Raw genomic sequence first — 16,487 nt, 5'->3', positions numbered from 1 at the left:
TGGGGCATTGGTCGTGGCCGGGGTCGCGACGTATGCCTCAGCCGTCATGGTGGTGCTTGGTGAGGGGGTGAGGGACTGGAGGAGGTGGGCGGTAGAGCGGCCAGGCCGGAGCATCCTGCGGCTTCGGCCATGATGCGTTCGGCGTGGAAGGCTATTTTGTCGTTGCCGTTGCCGGTGGTGTCGGTGATCAGCAGGAGGCCTGGGCCGGTAGCAAGGTCGGTCAGGTGTCGGGCGATGTCGGCTTGCAGAGGGCGGGGCTGGGGACGTCGAAGGTAGCGGCGAAGGGCTGCAGGGGTTTCTAGGCGGCGGGGGTGAGTCTGTGGGCGCGGACGGTGAGGGGCGGCCGTCTGAACGCGTTGGTATTCGTGTGCCGGGGGCGCTGGGGTTGCCGCATAGCTCGTGGACGAGTTGGGCCAGGGCCGTCGTTCCGGGTGCCAGTGCCAGTGCCAGTGCCCGTGGCCGAGGCGCGGATCGAGGGTGGTCGGGTCTTCCAGCCCGGAGACGGGCAGCATGACGGGCAGGTGTCGTGGTGACCAGCGACGATCTGTGGGAGGGCCCGATGTGATCTCGTGGGAGGTGCGACCTTGCCGACGAGTCCCTCCACGTCGTTACCGGGTTTCGAACCGCGGGATTTCCCCGGATTGTCCGGACAGTGTGGCAGGACGATGACATCCTCGCCGGCGAGATCGCGGAACGCATCTACGCGCAGCTCGCCGCAGACGGCTTCGGTCTCGCCTGTGCCAGCATCCCCGTGCATGGCGCGGTCCGGCAGTTCCGAGACCGATACCCCAGGTTCCAGACTCTTTGGACGGCGCACATCCACCTAAGACCGTGTCAGTCCAGGGGTTGCTCGTCGGCTACCCTGACGGTCGCCTTAACGGAGGTTGGCGGACACCAACGTCGACAACCCCGAACGGAAGGTCCGGCTGAGCTTCCTGGGCTAGGACGCCGGTTCGGTCCGCCGGTAGCCGGGGCGGCGTCGGCACTGCACTCTGCCGAGCGAGCCCGCGCCGGTTTCCGGCCGCCGGGAGTGTTGGCCAAAGGGTCACGGTTCGCGGCCGAGTGGGCCCTGTTGGGCGTCTGCTCGGCTCGGGCCCGGGCGGATGGCGGCTTCTGAGAGGCCCCTCGCGCGAACCCTTGTTAGCTTTTTCCCTGATTGCCCTATCTGCCTGCCATGAGGCGGCAGACCGAGCATGCGGGGACCGTTCCATGTCCACGACGCAGCACAGCTTCCGGCGACGCTCACGGCGCCGCCGTCCAGCCCTTCCGGCCCCGGCCGCGGCCTCCGCGGGTCCGGACGAGCCCGCGGAGAGACCGTACGACTACCCGCGCTTCAGCCGGCTGGCCGGTCCGCTGACCGACCCGGAGCCCGGCGCGGACGGCGACGCCTACCGGGTGCGCTACCGCAGCCTGCTGGGCTCGGGGCGGCACCGGATCGGCACCGCGCTGCTGCTGGCCGGCGCGCCGCTGGTCTCTTTGGGGCTGCTCGTGTGGCTGATGCAACCGCAGCACTGGGTGCACCGTCCGGGTGTGAGCGCCTGGGAGCGCGGCGCCGACCTGGTCATGCTCATATCCCTGGGGCTGCTGGAGACCTTCCGACTGGTCAACGTGGCGTCCAACGCGCACGCCACCTTGATGGCCCGTGACCCGGTCCCGGTGACGCCCCGCCCCGGCAGCCGGGTGGCCCTGCTGACCAGCTTCGTACCCGGAAAAGAACCCCTGGCCATGGTGCGGGCCACGCTGCGGGGAGCACGGGCGGTACGCCACGAGGGGCGGGTGGACGTATGGCTGCTGGACGAGGGCAACTCGCGCGAGGCGCGGCAGCTGTGCCGGGAGCTGGGGGTGCGGCACTTCTCCCGGAAGAACGTCGTGAACTGGAACCAGCCGTCGGGGCCGTTCCGCGCGCGCACCAAGCACGGCAATTACAACGCCTGGCTGGACCAGCACGGTCACGCCTACGAATTCATGGCCGGAGTCGACACCGACCACGTACCGCTGCCGGAGTTCCTGGAGCGCATGCTGGGCTACTTCCGTGATCCGGACGTCGCTTTCGTCGTCGGGCCGCAGGTCTACGGCAACTGCGAAAGCGCCCTCGCCCGCGCCTGCGAGAGCCAGCAGTTCCTCTTCCACGCCCTGATCCAGCGGGCGGGCAACGCCTACCGTGCCCCGATGTTCGTCGGCACCAACAACTGCATACGCATCAGCGCACTCAAGCAGGTCGGCGGCCTGTACGACTCGATAACCGAGGACATGGCCACCGGAATGGAGATACACCGGCACCGCAACCCGGCCACGGGGCGCCGCTGGCGTTCGGTCTACACCCCGGACGTCCTGGCGGTCGGCGAGGGCCCCGCGGCCTGGAGCGACTTCTTCAACCAGCAGCTGCGCTGGAGCCGGGGCACCTACGAGACCCTGGGCCGCCAGTTCCCGCGCGCCGTGTTCAGCCTCCCGCCCGGGCGGATCCTCAACTACGCCCTCATGATCGCCTACTACCCGCTGACGGCCGTCAACTGGATGCTGGGCGGCCTGTCCTGCCTGCTGTTCCTGGGGCTGGGCGCCTCGGGCATCCACATCGAGTCGCAGGTGTGGCTCATGCTCTACAGCGACGCGGCCGCCTTGCAGATCGGCCTGTATCTGTGGAACCGCCGCCACAACGTCAGCCCGCACGAGCCCCAGGGCTCCTCCGGCGCGGTCGGCATGGCGCTCTCGGCGCTGTCCGCTCCTCTGTACGCGCGGTCGCTGGCCGCGGCGGTGCTGCGCCGCAAGGCCGGGTTCGTGGTCACCGCCAAGGGGGACACGGCGAGCCCCGACACGTGGCGCACCTTCGCCACCCACCTGGCGTGGGCCGCCCTGTTCGCCGGCTGCCTGCTGGCCGCTCCGCTGCTCGGCCACACCCAGGTGGCCATGTGTGTCTGGGCCCTGATGGCTCTGGTCATCGCCCTGGCCCCGCCGGTGCTCTGGCGCTGGGGCCGGCGCACCCGGCCCGCCCGCGTCCGCCTCGCCCGCCCCCGGCTCACGGCCGCGCAGGGCCCGGGCACACCCGTCGCCGCCGACCCGGGCAAGCCCGCCACCACCGGCCCGGGCATACCCGTGACCACCGGTTCAGACAAACCCGTCACCACCGGCGCGGGCACACCCGTCACCACCGGCCGGGGCCTGCCCACCGCGTCGTAACTCCGCGCAGCCGAGAAAGGGACCTTCGTGCCGTACCGCCCCAGCGCCCGCACCCGCAAAACGGTCATCGGGGCGGCCGCCCTGCTGACCCTGGCGGGACTGAACGCCCCGGCCGTCCACGGCATCGCCACCCGGGCCTACCACCAGTACGTGATCAGCCGACCGGAGTACCTGGCCGACCACGGGCGCTGGGAGACCGTGGAGGTCCCCGAGCGGTGGCGCGTCAACGCCATCCACGCCGCACTGCTGCACACCGGCAAGGTGCTGCTGATCGCCGGTTCCGGCAACGACGAGAAGCAGTTCGCCGCCGGCACCTTCCGCAGCGTGCTGTGGGACCCGGCCGGGAACACCTTCACGGAAGTGCCCACGCCCAAGGACCTGTTCTGCGGCGGGCACGCCCAGCTGCCCGGCGGACGGCTGCTGGTGGCCGGGGGCACCGCCCGTTACGAGAAGCTCGAAGGCGACGTCCACCGCGCCGGCGGCACCATGATCGTCAGCAATGAGTACCCCGACGCCCCGAAGACGCTGCCCCAAGGCACCGTCTTCCGCTCGCCGGCCGGCAAGACCTACCGCTCGCAGAGCGCCGTCCTGGTGCCCCGGGCGCGGAAGGTTCCCGTCGACGGGGGCCGGCGGGTACGGGTCACCGCCAGCCGGGTCCGGGTGTACGTGGAAGCCGACCGCCCCGGCCCCGAGGGCGCCACGCACACCGCGGCCCGGTACACCATCGACGGGCTCAGCGGCGCCGACGCCCGTAACCACTACGGCACGGCCAGCAAACTCGCCCTGGACAAGAAAGACTTCCAGGGCATCCGGGAAGCCTACGAATTCGACCCGGTCGCCGAGCGTTACGTACCGACCGCCCCCATGGCCGAAGCCCGCTGGTACCCGAGCCTGGCCACCTTGGCGGACGGCACGGTACTGGCCGCCTCCGGCCTGGACGACATGGGCCAGATCATCCCCGGCAGGAACGAGATCTACCGTCCCGCCACCCGCACCTGGTCACCCGGGCCCAACCGCTACTTCCCCACCTATCCGGCCCTGTTCCTGACGGCCGACGGCAAGCTGTTCTACTCCGGCTCCAGCTCCGGCTACGGCCCCGCCGACCGCGGCCGCAGTCCGGGCCTGTGGGACGTACGCGGCAACACCTTCCAGCCCGTGCCCGGACTGGACGAGGCCGACCTGACCGAGACCTCTGCCTCCGTGCTCCTGCCGCCCGCCCAGCAGCAGCGGGTCATGATCCTGGGCGGAGGCGGCGTCGGCGAGTCGCCGCGGGCGACCGGGCGTACCGCCATCGCCGACCTGACGCGGCCCGCGCCCCGCTACCGCCGGGGCCCGGACCTGGGCCGCGGCACCCGCTATCTGAACGCGGTCCTCACCCCCGATGACCGTGTCTTCACCACCGGCGGATCGAGCGACTACCGCGGCAAGGGCACCAGCGACCATCTGGTCGCCCAGTTCTACGACCCGGTACACGACGTCTTCCGCCCCGCCGCCGAGCCCGGCGTGGGCCGCAACTACCACGCCGAGGCCCTGCTGCTGCCCGACGGGCGGATCGCCACCTTCGGCTCCGACCCCCTCTTCGCCGACGAGGCCAACACCCAGGACGGCTCCTTCGAACAACGCATCGAGGTCTATTCGCCGCCCTACCTCTACCGCCCTTCCCGGCCCCGTGTGCTGGCCGGCCCGTCCCGCATCGCGCGCGGCGCCGCCGCCACGTTCACGCTGGAGGCGGCCGGCACCGTGCGCGGGGCCCGGCTGATGCGTCCCAGCGCGGTCACCCACACCACGGACATCGAACAGCGCTCCATCGCCCTGGACATCGCCCAGCACGGCACCCGGCTGCGCGTGACGGTGCCCAAGTCCCCGGGCCTGGTGCCACGCGGCTGGTACATGCTCACCGTCACCGACGCGCGCGGCACCCCGTCGCCGGCCCGGTGGGTGCAGGTGACGTGAGGGGCGTACGGGCTACCGCCGCTCCCGCCCCAGCACGTCCCGGGCCAGCCCCACGGCATAGGCCGTCCACCACTGTCCCGCCGGCGGCCCGCCCCGGCAGGTGCCGTCCGACTCGCCCGGAACCTTGATCCACAGGTACGCGTCCAGCCGGGGGTGCCCGGTGGAGGCGGTGGGCAGGCGCCCCAGCGCCCGCCCCGGCGGATTGCACCACTCCTCGCCGCCGGCCGGCTTCGCGCCGGGCACCGCGGGCGGCGGGCCGTTGCCGTTACGGCTGGTGTCGATCACGAAGTGCGCCCCGCCCAGCGCCTCGGAGATCTCTTCGCCGTACGCGAGGGTGGCGTCCGTGGTGTGGAAGCTGGCGACGTTGAGGGCGAACCCATCGGCCCGCACTCCGCCCGCGGCGGCGAGGGCGGCAGCCAGCCGCCCCGTGTCGGGGACCCAGCCAGGGTTGCCCGCGTCCAGATAGACCCGCGTCCCGGGCCGGCGTTTGAGCGTGCGCACCGCCTCGGCGAGCAGGCGCTGCCGCAGCTCCGTACGCGGGCAGCCGGTGGTCAGGGCCTGCGCCACGGCGTCGGGCTCCAGGATCACGACGGCCCGCCGGTCCTCCAGGCCCTCTGCCAGGCGAGCGACCCACTGGCGGTAGCCGGCCGCGTCCGAGGCACCGCCGGCGGAGTACTGGCCGCAGTCCCTGCCCGGGATGTGGTAGGCCACCAGCACCGGCACCCGCCCGACGGCCTCCGCCGCCACGGTGACCTCCCGGGCCCGCGGCAACGGATCGCTCTGCGTCAGCCAGACCGCGGTCGGCTGCTCGGCGAGCCGGCGCAGTACGGCCCGCTCCTCCTCGTCACCGCCCGAGTGGCCTTCCAGTGCCCGATGCGCGGAGCTGTCCGGATCCACCCACAGGCCCCCCTGCCAGGGTGCCGGTGGCAAACCGGGGTCGCTGCTCCACCCGACGCACGTCAGCAACACCATCACGGCCGGCAACCAGACCGCGCCCCGCCACTGCTTCCTGCTCCACCTGCCCATAACCCTGCCGTGCCTCCGTCCGGGACTGCCCTCGCCCTTTCAGACACACCCTCGCGGAGACCACCGCACACGGCAGTCCCGCCTAGACCGAACGGCCGGGCACCGCCTCCAGATGGTCGGCGGCCTCCCAGCTCCCAGGTCCTCATGCGGTCCGCATTCCGTCGCGAACGCGTTCGTTACGATCGGCATCATGACTGCGAGAAGAGAGCCCATCAGTCGCCGGGAGCGTCCGGCCAAGCCCGCCCTGTCCCGACGCTGGATCGTGGACACCGCCGTACGGATCATGCGGACGGAAGGGCTGGCAAAGGTCACGATGCGTCGTCTGGCACAGGAGTTGGACACCGGTCCGGCTTCGCTGTACGTCTACGTCGCCAACACCGCCGAGCTGCACGCGGCCGTGCTGGACTCGCTGCTGGGCGAGGTCGATCTGAGCGGCGGGGACGGCGGTGACGACTGGCGAGAGCAGCTGCGGGCCGTGCTGACGTCGTACACGCTGGTGCTGTTCGAGCGCCCGGAACTCGCCCGGTCGGCGCTGATCGCCCGCCCGAGTGGCGAGAACTACCTGCGCCTGGTGGAGCGCATACTCGACCTCCTCTCGCGCAGCGGCGCGGGCCGTGAGCAGGTCGCCTGGGGGGTGGACAAGCTGCTGCAGGACGCGACGGCCACCGCCGCCGAGCAGTCGACGCATGAGCACGACCCCGCCGCGGAGGACGACTGGAACGCCATGGTCCGCGCGCTGCACGACGTGGACGCGGCCACGCATCCGGCGATCACCGCGCACATGCCCGCTGTGATCAGTGGCTCGGTGCAGGACAGGATGCGCTGGAGCTTCGACGTCCTCGTGAACGGCATCACGCACACGCCCGTCCCCGGCGCGACGGGCTGAGCCCCGGGCGGGCCCGTTCGTCCGTCCGCCGGTGTCCTCGGCCCGGGTGCGGTTCGCCTGCCCTGTGCCGGGCGCCGCGCTGTGATCTGTCGAACTTGTTCGCTACGAACGCGTTCGTTACGGTGGAGTGGTCGGCCCGCCGTTCGCCGACCGGTCGCGCTCGCCCCCTGTGAAGGGCTTCGCGGCACCGGGCGGCGGCTTTCCGGCGCGCGGAATTCCCTACTTCTCTTCGGAGGCCCCATGAGCACCCGGCATGTCCCCATCGCGATCATCGGCGGAGGCCTCGGCGGCCTGACCGCCGCCCGCGTCCTGCACGTCCACGGCATCGAGTCGGCGATCTTCGAACGGGAGGCGTCGGCGGCGGCCCGTACCCAGGGCGGGATGCTCGACATCCACGAGGAGAACGGACAGAAGGCCCTGCGCGCCGCCGGCCTGCACGACGACTTCCTCAAGATCGTCCACCAGGGCGGCCAGGCCATGCGCCTGCTCGGCCCCGACGGCACGGTGCGGGTGTCCGAGGAGGACGACGGCTCCGGCGGCCGCCCGGAGGTGGACCGCGGCGATCTGCGCGACGTGCTCCTGAACTCCCTTCCCGACGGCACGGTCCACTGGGGCCGGAAGGTCACCGGCGCCCGCGCGCTGGGTGACGGGCGCCACGAGGTGACGTTCACCGACGGCTCGGCCCTCACCACCGATCTCCTGATCGGGGCCGACGGCGCCTGGTCGCGCGTACGGCCGCTGGTCTCGGACGCCGAGCCCGCCTACACCGGCATCTCCTTCGTCGAGACCGACCTGTTCGAGGCCGATACCCGGCACCCGCACAGCGCCGCGCTCGTCGGCGGCGGATTCTTCATCGCCCTGGGGCACGAACGCGGCTTCCTCGCCCACCGGGAGAGCGACGGGTCGCTCCATGTCTACACCGCGCTCAAGGCCGGGGAAGGCTGGCTGGACACGGTCGACTTCACCGACCCCGACGCCGCCAAGGCCGCGGTCCTGGCCCACTTCGAGGGGTGGGACGAGGGCCTGCGCGGTCTGGTCGCCGACGCGGAGGCGATCACCCCGCGCCGCATTCACGCGCTGCCGGTCGGGCACCGCTGGGACCGCGTCCCGGGCGTGACTCTGCTCGGCGACGCCGCTCACGTGATGTCCCCGTTCGCGGGTGAGGGCGCCAACCTGGCCATGTTCGACGGCGCCGAACTCGCGCTGGCCATCGCCGCCCACCCCGGCGACACCGAGGGTGCTGTGACCGCGTACGAGGAAGCCCTCTTCCCGCGCAGCGAGGCGTCCGCGGCCGATTCCGCCGCCGGTCTGGAGAGGATGTTCGGCGAGCGGGGCCTGGAGCAGATGGTCGAGTTCTTCACCGCCGGCCCGGCGGCCCGGTGATGACGGCTCCGACGGCCGCCACATCCCCGGTGCCCCGACCCGCCGCGTACGGAAGGAAACCATGACGGTGACTGTTCGACGCACCCTCCCGATACGGCCCGGCCTCGACCTCGAACTGCGCGATGCCGGCCAGGGCAGTCCGGTCCTCGTCCTGCACGGCGGCCCCGGCCCCGGCAGCATCGCGCCCCTGGTCGATCACCTCGCGCCGCACCACCGGGTCCTGGTACCCACCCACCCGGGCTGGGACGGCACCGTACGGCCCGGCGATCTGGATTCCGTGCCGGCGCTCGCCGCCGTCTACCTGGATGTGCTCGGCCGTCTCGGGCTGGAGGACGTGACGGTGATCGGCACGTCGTTCGGCGGCTGGGTCGCCGCGCAGACCGTCCTGGACGACCGTGAGGGCCGGATCTCGCGGCTCGTCCTCATGGACGCCATCGGCCCGGTGGTGCCCGGCCAGCAGGTCACCGTGCCCGCCGGGCCGCCGGTTCCGGAGCCCGCGCCCCCGACGGGCGGCCCGGCGCCGCGCGGCGGACCCGCGCAGTCGATGGCCGCACTGCGCGCCTATACCGGGCCGGCCATGGCGGACGCCGGCCTGCTGCCCCGCTTCTCCACCGTCACCTGCCCGGTGTTGGTCATCTGGGGCGGCAACGACACCGTGGTCACCCCCGACTTCGGCCGCGCCTACGCGGCGGCGTTCCCGGACGTACGGTTCGCACTCATCCCGGGCGCAGGGCACCTGCCCATCCGTGAGGAGCCCGAGGCGGTCTTCACCGTCCTCGACTCCTTCCTCGCCCGCCACCCTGGTGCCCGCCGTATGTGACCGCGTTCTCCCTCGCGCGCCAGGAACGGGTTCCACGTCAGCAACTGCGCCTCGCCCTACCTGAGAGGGCAGGGCCGCAGTCCACCCCGCTGCGGTTCACCCACGTGCCCATTGCCGGGGAACCGCAGCACGGATGAAAGGCCGACCATGACCGGCTATCGGATGGACCGGACATTCACCCTCGGCCCCGTCGGACTGACGGTGGCCGAACTGGACCGCAGCGTGCACTACTACACGCAGGTCGCAGGATTCGGTCTCCTCGGCCGCCGAGCACAGTGCGCACACCTGGGAGTTGAGGGAACGGTACTGGTCCGCTTGCAGGAAGTCGCCGGGGCCGTCGCGCCGCCGCCGTCGAGCCCCGGGCTGAGCCACTTCGCCCCGCTCGTGCCCGCCATGGCGGACGTCGCCCGCTTCGCCCGGCGGCACCTGGACGCAGGACTCGACATCGATCTGCGCGACCACGTCGTGTCCCGATCGTGCTACGCGACCGATCCCGACGGCCACACCATCGAGGTGACGTGGGCCTGCCCGCAGGAGGAATGGCAGTGGACCGACGAGGGCCTGCCCGTCGTGGTCGCCGCACCGATCGCGTCACAGGACCTTCTCGACGAGCCCGGCGCGAGCCTGCCCGCGCCCCTGCCGGCCGGTACGCACATGGGACACGTCCAGCTCAAAGTGACCGACGCCGCCCTCACGTACACCAAGCGGTTCTACTGCGACCTGCTGGGCCTGGAACTCTATGCCCGCCTGGGTGACGGTTTCGTCGGCGTCGGCGTCCGCGACCACCGCAGCCTCCTCGTGTTCACCAACCGGTTCAGTCCGGACGGTGGCACCCCCGCGGGCCCCGACACCGCCCGTCTGACCTGCGTCGACCTGCTGCTCGGCACCCAGGAGGCGATCGAGGCGCTGGCCGGGCGCCTTACCGCCGACCGCCACCCGCACCAGCGCGAAGGAAGCAGCCTGACCACACAGGACCCCTCCGGGAACATCCTGCGCTTCTCCGTTGCCGACGCCGCGAATCCGGCACCGGGGACGGACTGGTAGGCCACAGCACCACCCACCCCGCGGCGGCCTGCACAGGGACACCGTGCAGGCCGGTCGTCGTGGATGTCCGGCGGGTCGCCGCGATGAGCCTCAGCTGTCCTGCGGGTACCAGCGCAGTTCCACGGTGTTGCCGTCCGGGTCCTGTACGTAGAGGGAGACCGCGGTGCCCCGGGCACCGAAGCGCTCACCGGGGCCGTCCAGCACCGTGAAGACGCCGGATTCGATGACCTGCTGCCAGTCGAGCGGCTCGACCACCAGGCAGATGTGGTCGACGTTGGAGCCCTCCTTCCGGTCTTCGGGCGCCGCGACGAGGTCGATGATGGTGGTGGGGCTCACCCGCACGGACGGGAAGGGGACCTTGCCGGCCCGCCACTCCGCCACCCGCACCGGTTCCAGTCCCAGTGGGCCGGTGTAGAAGGCGAGCGAACGCTCGATGTCGGTGACGTTCAGAACCAGGTGGTCGAAGGCGATCACACGCATGGGTGTCTCCGCGAGGTCGGGACGCCGGGGCGCCGGTGGTGGGTGGGCGGAACCGACCGTTCCGGACTTCGCCGTCCGGAACGGTGGCCGACGGGTGATTGCCGACTGCCGTGGCCCGCCGCCGTGTTCAGCATCGCCGGACGGGGATTCATCTGTCCAACACATGTTTGTCATCCAATCCATCGTGTTTCACGATGGATCAATGGATCTGCAGCAGATGCGCTTCGTCCTCGCCGTGGCGGAGACCGCGAACTTCACCCGCGCCGCCGAGCGGTGCCACGTCGTCCAGTCCGCGCTCAGCCACCAAGTGGCCCGGCTGGAGAAGGAACTGGGCGCCCGGCTGTTCGAGCGGACCAGCCGCCGGGTGCGGCTGACCGCCGCCGGAGAGGCGTTCCTGCCCGCCGCCCGCCAGGCCGTGGAGGCAGCCGAGCGGGCCCGGGCGGAGGTGGCGGCGGCCACCGGCGAGATACGCGGCCGACTGGCCGTCGGGTCGATCCCCACTGTCGCGGCCGTCGATCTCCCGGTGGTGCTGCGGGACTACCGCCTGCGCTACCCCCAGGTCCGGATCGGTCTGCGGACCGGCTCCAGCGAGCGGCTCATCGAGCAGGTGCGCGACGGCGGGCTGGACGTGGCGTTCCTCGGCGTACCGCCCGGTTTCCGGCCGCGGGGCGTCCGTGACCGGGAACTCGCCCACGGGCGGCACGTCGCCGTGGTCGCCCCCGGCCACCCGCTGGCCACGGAGCGGGAGGTGGACCTGCGGCTGCTCGCCGGGGAGGTGTTCGTGGACTTCGTCGCCGGCAGTGCCGCCCGTGCCCAGTCGGACGAGGCGTTCGCGGCGGCCGGCCTGCGGCGCGAGGTCGCCTTCGAGGTGTCCGGCGTCGAACTCATGGCCCGGATGGTCCGCCACGGTCTCGGCATCGCCCTGCTGCCCGCGGCGTTCGCCGCCGAACTGCACGGCCTGCGGAGCGTGGCGGTCACCAACGGGCCGGTCCGGGTGGAGCGCCTGGTCTGGAGCAGGTTCACCCCGTCACCCGCGGCCGCCGCCTTCCTGGCCCTGCTGGACGGCGGGACGCCACCCCCGGCCGCATGACCAACCCGTACTCCGGGGCCGTCGGAGCGGTGGGGCGGATGCCCGGCGACCGGACGCCGACGCGGTGCGGGCCCGGACGGCCGGGCAGCCGACGGGAACAGCCCCGGCATGCCCGGCCATGAAGGCGTCCGCCCCTGTCAGTTGGTGCGGTCGGACCAGCCGGCGGGGAGGTCGCCGGGTGCGGTGGAGACCACCGAGTCGTCGTCCGTGCCGACATGTTCGAACAGCGTGATCTTCGCGAATTCGGGGACGATGTAGATGGGGTAGACCGGGCCCTGGTCGCGGTAGGCGCGCATCTCCTCCAGGTGGTCGTTCTGGAAGCAGACGGTGCGCTCGCCGTGCCGGCGGATCCAGTCCGGGAAGAAGATGACGCCGTGCAGGCGGCGCTTGCCGGGCATGACGTTGACGGCGACGGAGGTGCCGGTGGGTTCGGTCCACGACACCTTGTAGCTGTCGTCGTCGAGCTGGACGAGGTCGACTTCCTGGTCCTTGACCCAGCGCCCGCCGACGTGGCCGCTGTGTATGCGGTAGTCGATGGTGTGGTCGTTCTTCACGTACATCTCGTACTGCCAGCCGTTGGCGTACGTGTAGATGAAGCGGTGGCCGACGATCCCGGAGAGGTCCTGGGCGGGGATGGGGTCGGCGACAGTGGTCATGGGTTCCTCCTTGGACGAGGGGTGCTGGACGCGAGGCGTCACGGATGTGCCGAGGGCGACGGGTCCGCGAGTGCGGGACCCTCACCGCCCCTCTCCATTTTGCTTCAAAACTGTTTTGTTGCAAAATGTTAGATGGGGCACAATGGGGCCATGGACACCGCGACCGAATTCGGCCGACTCCTCGGCCCCCTGCGCCGGGCCGTGCTGCGCACCCGTCGTTCCGAGCGCCTGCCCGACCTCCCCGAGGCCCAGATCGAACTGCTGCGGGTGCTGGCCGAAGCCGGCACGGTCACCCCGCGCGAGGCCGCCCACCGGCTCAAGGCGGCCCCGTCCACGGTCAGCAACCTCATCCGCACCATGACCGCGTCGGGCCTGGTCGAGCGCACGCCCTCGCCCACCAACCTGCGCACCGCCCACCTCACCGCCTCGCCCAAGGCCCTCGACATGCTCGACCGCTACGACCGCACCAGTACGGCCGCTCTGCGCCGTGCTCTGGACGGTCTGCACCCGGAAAGCCGCGAGGCGCTGGAACGGTCGCTGCCCGCGCTCACCGAACTGCTCACCGCCCTGGAGGCACAGGCCCCCGCCGGCCAGGGGTGAGGACGCGGTTCAGGCGGCCGGGTGTGCGAGGTCGTACGGGCGGGGGTACGGGCCGGGCCGGTAGCGGATGTAGCGGGCCGGGGAACTGGGGTCGGCGGTGCGGGACTCGGCGTTGAGGGCCGAGGGGGTGGTGTCGCTCCACCGGCCGCTGCGCAGGCGCTTCTCCAGCGTGTGCAGGGCGGCGGCCCGTTCTCCCGGGGAGAAGGCGCAGTGCCCGGGGGCGTCGACGTACGCCTGGCGCAGCAGGGCGGTGCGCCCCGTGGTGCCGACGGCCTGGCGGTAGGCGCTCTCGGACTGGACGGGGATCAGTCCGTCGCCCGTGGTGTGGATGTCCATCTGCGGTTTCCGGAGGGCGCCGGTGAAGGTGACGTTGCGGGTCATGTAGCGCACGGCGTCGCGGTCGGCCGTGATGCGGGGCGAGTCGGCAAGGGTGCGCAGATCGCCGCTCAGGGAGCGGCCGGCTGCCTTGTAGAGGGCTTTGACCTCCTTGTAGTTCGCCGAACGGCGCAGCATGGCGGTGTAGTCGACGCCGGTGTTCCACGACATGTTGCCGCCGGCCCGCGCTTCGGCCTCCTGCCGCCACGCGAAGGCGGGATTGCGGACGAGGCCGCTGATGGCCTCGTACTGGTTGGCCTGTGCCGTGGCGTGGTCGGAGGGGGCGGGGCGCGGCTGGTCGGGGCCGTTCCAGGCGGGGATGTCGTGCAGGGCGGCGGCGAGCGCGATACGGGCGCGGCCCGCCGCGGTGGTCTGGGCCTTGGAGAGCACGCCGGTGAGTTTCCGCGCGGAGGCGGTGGCCTCGGCCGCGTCGGCGAAGCCGGCCAGCGGGATGCCGGCGTCCGGGGCGAGCAGGGAGGCGAGGGCGAAGACGGCGTCGAGGGTGGAGTTCCAGTTGGCGACACCGCCTTGGACGAGGCCGCACAGGGACAGCGAGCCGTCGATGCGGCCGGCGTGGCGCTCGGCGATGGTGGTGGTGACCAGGCCGCCGTACGACTCGCCCCAGGCGATGGTGCGGCGTGGGGCGCCGATCTTGCCGGTGAAGGCGGTGAGCGTGCCGAGCTGGTCGGGTACGGCCTGTTCGACGGCCCATCCGGTGGTGGCGTAGGACGACCCGGCCAGGGCGTATCCCTGGGCGAGCAGCAGCGCGCGGGTGGCGTCGTCGGGAGCGTTGGCAGCCGGGTTGGGAGAGCCGGCCGGGCGGTAGCCGTGGCTGAACAGGAGCACGGTCCCGTTCCAGTGGCCGGGTACGTCGATCACGTAGGCGGCGCCTGAGGCGAGGGTGCCTTCGAGGTGGCGGGCGTGCTGTGGTGCGGCGTTGGCGACGGGCGTGGTGAGCCCGGCGAGGAGGAACAGCGCCAGGACGACGGCGCGGGCGGACGTTCTCCTACGGGGGGCTGTCCGTCTGGGCGGCGCTGGGAACGTCCTCGGGCCAGGGGACTTCCGCAGGAACAGGGCCTTCATTGCGTGGCTCCTTGCGGGGGGTGGGGGACGGGTGACGTGCCGTCGGTGAGCCGGTCCCGGCTCGTCTCCGCGATCCGCCACACGGTGAGTGCGGTGACCGCCGCGGCGAGCATGAGCAGCAGTGCGACGGGGGTGGTGCTGTCGTAGGCCCGGACGAGGCCGCCGGCGATGACGGGGGACAGGCCGCCGCCGATCAGCGTCGCGGCCTGGTAGCCCAGGGACGCGCCGGTGTAGCGCACGCGGGTGTCGAACATCTCGGTCAGCAGGGCGCCCAGAGGGCCGTACATCGTGGACTGGGCGACGCCGTGGCCGATGACGCAGGCCAGGATCAGCAGCCCGGGGCTGCCGGAGTCGACCAGCGCGAAGACCGGGAACGCCGTGGCCGCCGAGAGGGCGGCGCCCGCCGCCACCACCGGGCGGCGCCCGAACCGGTCGGACAGGACGGCGGAGCACGGCAGCACCACGAGCGCCGTGGCGGAGGCGAGGGTGACGCCGAGGAGGACGTGCGGCCGGGTGTAGCCGTGGCCGACGGCGTACGAGATCAGGAAGGTGGCCAGGACCGACTGCGCGGCGAAGGGCGCGATGCCCGCTCCGGTGCCGAGCAGCAGCGCGCGGGGGCGGCGCAGGACGTCCAGGAGCGGCAGCCGGGGTACGTCGCGGCGCTCCTGGACGGCGGAGAACAGCGGGCTCTCGGCGACCGTGAGCCGTACGTACAGGCCCACCGCGAACAGGACCAGGCTCAGCAGGAACGGTATCCGCCAGCCCCAGGCGAGGAACTGCTGGTCGGGCAGGGTGCTGACCGCGGTCACGACGGCGGTGGACACGAGGGTGCCCACCGGGGCGCCGAGCTGGGTGAAGCTGGTCCACAGCCCGCGCGGGCGCCCGCCGGCGTGCTCGGCCGCCATGAGCGTGGCCCCGCCCCATTCGCCGCCGATCGCCGCTCCTTGGACGACGCGCAGCAGGACGAGCAGTACGGGGGCCCACACGCCGATCGTGGCATAGGTCGGCAGCAGCCCGATGAGGAAGCTGCCGGTGCCCATCAGGCCCATCGTCGTCAGCATCATCGACTTCCGGCCGAGCCGGTCGCCGAAGTGCCCGAAGACGACGCCGCCGAGCGGGCGGGCGAGGTAGCCGGCGGCGAAGGTGCCGAAGGCCGCGATGGTGCCGGTGGCGGGGTCGGCTCCGGGGAAGAACAGGTCGCCGAAGGCGAGGGCGGCGACGGTCCCGTAGACCAGGAAGTCGTAGAACTCCACGGCGGTGCCGAGCAGGCCGGACAGGGCTACACGGCGCAACTGGACGTCTTTCGAGGCGCGTTGGCGTGGCGGCATGACGTACTCCCTTGGGGTGAGGGGGAAGGGACGCCGGGGCCCGGCGGGACGGGCCGGGGCCCCGGTCTCGGCACGTCAGGCGTAGAAGCGGGACAGGCTCTGCAGTACGGCGGCGGGCTTGTCGCCGCCGTCGATCTCGATGGTGCCGTCCACGGTGATCTGCACGCCGCCGGGCACGTCCTCGACCGAGGCGAGGCGGCCGGCCAGGCGGACGCGGGCGCCCGCCTTCACCGGGGCGGGGAAACGCACCCTGTTCAGACCGTAGTTGACCTTGGTGGTGACACCGCGGACATCGAGGATCTCGGTGAACAGCGGGATGAAGAGCGAGAGCGTCAGGTACCCGTGGGCGATGGGGGCGCCGAACGGGCCGGCCGCCGCCTTCCCGGGGTCGGTGTGGATCCACTGGTGATCGTCGGTGGCGTCGGCGAAGGTGTTGATCCGGTCCTGTGACACGGTGATCCACCGGCTGGTGCCGAGGTCGCTTCCGGCGAGGGCGCGCAGTCCGTCCAGGCCGTCGACGGTGATGCTCATAAGGCGTACTCCATGGTGTCGTGATGTCCGTGGCGGATGGGATGTGCGGTACGCGATG

General features: G+C 72.0%; 14 protein-coding genes. 8 read left to right on the top strand and 6 right to left on the bottom strand.

The window, feature by feature from the left end:
- The first annotated feature begins 1,209 nt into the window (after positions 1-1,209).
- Both ACH4FX_RS03540 and ACH4FX_RS03535 read left to right on the top strand, forming a co-directional pair.
- Complete coding sequence (locus tag ACH4FX_RS03540) at positions 1,210-3,174, top strand: glycosyltransferase family 2 protein (protein ID WP_398474708.1); 1,965 nt, start codon at positions 1,210-1,212, stop codon at positions 3,172-3,174.
- Positions 3,175-3,201: 27 nt separating this feature from the next.
- Positions 3,202-5,127 carry a galactose oxidase-like domain-containing protein gene (locus tag ACH4FX_RS03535; RefSeq protein ID WP_398474706.1) on the top strand — a complete coding sequence of 642 codons (1,926 nt, stop codon included), beginning with the start codon at positions 3,202-3,204 and terminating at the stop codon, positions 5,125-5,127.
- A gap of 12 nt (positions 5,128-5,139) precedes the next feature.
- Here ACH4FX_RS03535 and ACH4FX_RS03530 read toward each other — a convergent pair whose 3' ends face one another.
- Entirely contained in the window at positions 5,140-6,024 is an 885-nt protein-coding gene (locus ACH4FX_RS03530; RefSeq protein ID WP_398474704.1) for a glycoside hydrolase family 6 protein, read from the bottom strand.
- 319 nt (positions 6,025-6,343) lie between these two features.
- On the opposite strand from ACH4FX_RS03530, the gene ACH4FX_RS03525 reads away from it, so the two are divergent.
- The 4 genes from ACH4FX_RS03525 to ACH4FX_RS03510 all read left to right on the top strand — a co-directional run bounded on the left by ACH4FX_RS03525 (position 6,344) and on the right by ACH4FX_RS03510 (position 10,286).
- Positions 6,344-7,039, top strand: a complete 696-nt coding sequence (locus ACH4FX_RS03525; RefSeq protein WP_398474702.1) for a TetR/AcrR family transcriptional regulator — start codon at positions 6,344-6,346, stop codon at positions 7,037-7,039.
- A 240-nt stretch (positions 7,040-7,279) separates the two neighbouring features.
- Positions 7,280-8,422: an FAD-dependent oxidoreductase gene (locus ACH4FX_RS03520; RefSeq protein ID WP_398474700.1), complete on the top strand. Its 1,143-nt coding sequence runs from the start codon at positions 7,280-7,282 to the stop codon at positions 8,420-8,422.
- A gap of 67 nt (positions 8,423-8,489) precedes the next feature.
- Positions 8,490-9,242, top strand: a complete 753-nt coding sequence (locus tag ACH4FX_RS03515; protein WP_398474698.1) for an alpha/beta fold hydrolase — start codon at positions 8,490-8,492, stop codon at positions 9,240-9,242.
- A 147-nt stretch (positions 9,243-9,389) separates the two neighbouring features.
- On the top strand, positions 9,390-10,286 hold the full coding sequence (locus ACH4FX_RS03510; RefSeq protein ID WP_398474696.1) for a VOC family protein: 897 nt from the start codon (positions 9,390-9,392) through the stop codon (positions 10,284-10,286).
- A gap of 90 nt (positions 10,287-10,376) precedes the next feature.
- On the opposite strand, the gene ACH4FX_RS03505 is transcribed toward ACH4FX_RS03510, so the two are convergent.
- Entirely contained in the window at positions 10,377-10,766 is a 390-nt protein-coding gene (locus ACH4FX_RS03505; RefSeq protein ID WP_398474694.1) for a VOC family protein, read from the bottom strand.
- A 202-nt stretch (positions 10,767-10,968) separates the two neighbouring features.
- Between ACH4FX_RS03505 and ACH4FX_RS03500 the strand changes: the two genes are divergently transcribed.
- Positions 10,969-11,856, top strand: a complete 888-nt coding sequence (locus ACH4FX_RS03500; RefSeq protein WP_398474692.1) for a LysR family transcriptional regulator — start codon at positions 10,969-10,971, stop codon at positions 11,854-11,856.
- 137 nt (positions 11,857-11,993) lie between these two features.
- On the opposite strand, the gene ACH4FX_RS03495 is transcribed toward ACH4FX_RS03500, so the two are convergent.
- Complete coding sequence (locus tag ACH4FX_RS03495; protein WP_398474690.1) at positions 11,994-12,512, bottom strand: phenolic acid decarboxylase; 519 nt, start codon at positions 12,510-12,512, stop codon at positions 11,994-11,996.
- 150 nt (positions 12,513-12,662) lie between these two features.
- Here ACH4FX_RS03495 and ACH4FX_RS03490 point away from each other — a divergent pair, with 150 nt between their 5' ends.
- Positions 12,663-13,112 (top strand): MarR family winged helix-turn-helix transcriptional regulator, encoded by a 450-nt coding sequence (locus ACH4FX_RS03490; RefSeq protein ID WP_398474688.1) that lies wholly within the window; start codon positions 12,663-12,665, stop codon positions 13,110-13,112.
- A gap of 9 nt (positions 13,113-13,121) precedes the next feature.
- Here ACH4FX_RS03490 and ACH4FX_RS03485 read toward each other — a convergent pair whose 3' ends face one another.
- The 3 genes from ACH4FX_RS03485 to ACH4FX_RS03475 all read right to left on the bottom strand — a co-directional run bounded on the left by ACH4FX_RS03485 (position 13,122) and on the right by ACH4FX_RS03475 (position 16,429).
- Complete coding sequence (locus ACH4FX_RS03485) at positions 13,122-14,570, bottom strand: hypothetical protein (protein ID WP_398474686.1); 1,449 nt, start codon at positions 14,568-14,570, stop codon at positions 13,122-13,124.
- Positions 14,567-15,898, bottom strand: coding sequence for an MFS transporter (locus tag ACH4FX_RS03480; protein WP_398474684.1), 1,332 nt, complete (start codon positions 15,896-15,898; stop codon positions 14,567-14,569). The genes ACH4FX_RS03485 and ACH4FX_RS03480 overlap by 4 nt, the downstream gene beginning before the upstream one ends.
- Before the next feature lie 75 nt (positions 15,899-15,973).
- Entirely contained in the window at positions 15,974-16,429 is a 456-nt protein-coding gene (locus tag ACH4FX_RS03475; protein ID WP_398474682.1) for a MaoC family dehydratase, read from the bottom strand.
- Between the last annotated feature and the right edge of the window lie 58 nt (positions 16,430-16,487).

The sequence above is a fragment of the Streptomyces sp. NPDC018019 genome (genome assembly GCF_044327805.1).
Lineage (GTDB): Bacteria > Actinomycetota > Actinomycetes > Streptomycetales > Streptomycetaceae > Streptomyces.
Note: the sequence above shows the minus strand (reverse complement) of the source record. Positions and strands in the feature narration are given on the sequence as shown.

What these genes read in the sequence shown, in the direction of transcription:
- ACH4FX_RS03495 (WP_398474690.1), bottom strand. Translation starts at nt 12,512, where the DNA reads ATGACCACTGTCGCCGACCCCATCCCCGCCCAGGACCTCTCCGGGATC.
- ACH4FX_RS03505 (WP_398474694.1), bottom strand. Translation starts at nt 10,766, where the DNA reads ATGCGTGTGATCGCCTTCGACCACCTGGTTCTGAACGTCACCGACATC.
- ACH4FX_RS03525 (WP_398474702.1), top strand. Translation starts at nt 6,344, where the DNA reads ATGACTGCGAGAAGAGAGCCCATCAGTCGCCGGGAGCGTCCGGCCAAG.
- ACH4FX_RS03490 (WP_398474688.1), top strand. Translation starts at nt 12,663, where the DNA reads ATGGACACCGCGACCGAATTCGGCCGACTCCTCGGCCCCCTGCGCCGG.
- ACH4FX_RS03510 (WP_398474696.1), top strand. Translation starts at nt 9,390, where the DNA reads ATGACCGGCTATCGGATGGACCGGACATTCACCCTCGGCCCCGTCGGA.
- ACH4FX_RS03480 (WP_398474684.1), bottom strand. Translation starts at nt 15,898, where the DNA reads ATGCCGCCACGCCAACGCGCCTCGAAAGACGTCCAGTTGCGCCGTGTA.
- ACH4FX_RS03520 (WP_398474700.1), top strand. Translation starts at nt 7,280, where the DNA reads ATGAGCACCCGGCATGTCCCCATCGCGATCATCGGCGGAGGCCTCGGC.
- ACH4FX_RS03500 (WP_398474692.1), top strand. Translation starts at nt 10,969, where the DNA reads ATGGATCTGCAGCAGATGCGCTTCGTCCTCGCCGTGGCGGAGACCGCG.
- ACH4FX_RS03475 (WP_398474682.1), bottom strand. Translation starts at nt 16,429, where the DNA reads ATGAGCATCACCGTCGACGGCCTGGACGGACTGCGCGCCCTCGCCGGA.
- ACH4FX_RS03485 (WP_398474686.1), bottom strand. Translation starts at nt 14,570, where the DNA reads ATGAAGGCCCTGTTCCTGCGGAAGTCCCCTGGCCCGAGGACGTTCCCA.
- ACH4FX_RS03540 (WP_398474708.1), top strand. Translation starts at nt 1,210, where the DNA reads ATGTCCACGACGCAGCACAGCTTCCGGCGACGCTCACGGCGCCGCCGT.